The 500-nt window shown below is 72.8% G+C and carries 2 protein-coding genes; both read left to right on the plus strand.

All coding sequences use genetic code 11. From position 1 onward, the window contains the following. Positions 1 to 245, plus strand: a 245-nt coding sequence (locus ABD194_RS20425) for a DUF6325 family protein (protein WP_343994938.1), incomplete at its 5' end; no start/stop codon positions are given. A gap of 13 nt (positions 246 to 258) precedes the next feature. Beyond that, a partial coding sequence (locus ABD194_RS20430) for an SHOCT domain-containing protein (protein ID WP_343994941.1) occupies positions 259 to 500 on the plus strand: 242 nt, incomplete at its 3' end.

Consider the following 500-nt stretch of genomic DNA (forward strand, 5'->3'; position numbering starts at 1 on the left):
CCGCCTCGGGCGGCTTCGCCTACTTCAGCGGAGCGCGGTCGGGCCTGCTCGGCCAGGACGACGTCGGCGAGGCAGCCGGCGCCATGTCGCCCGGCACGGTCGCGGCACTGATCGTCTACGAGAACACGTGGGCCGCGCCGTTCGTGGCCGCTGCCCGCGGGAGTGGCGGAGAGGTCATCGCCAGCGCCCGCATCCCGGCGACCGAGATCATGGCCGCCATCGAGTCCCTCGAACCGACTAGCTGAAGGAGCAACCGCGATGCCAGGACTACTGCGAGGAGTCGCACGCACGGCCGTCGTGGCCGGCACCGCCTCCGCCGTGGCCGGACGGGTCCAACGCCGCCAGGCCGAGAAGTTCGCCGGTCGCGACGCGAACATCGCCGCTCAGCAGCAGGAGGCCTACGACCAGCAGTACCAGCAACAGGCGCCTCCGCCGCCTCCTGAGGCCGCCCCGCCGGCTGCGGCGCCGGCCTCGAGCGTCGACGTCGTCGAGCAGCTCAA

Source organism: Terrabacter terrae (assembly GCF_039529575.1).
GTDB classification, from domain to species: Bacteria; Actinomycetota; Actinomycetes; order Actinomycetales; family Dermatophilaceae; genus Terrabacter; species Terrabacter terrae.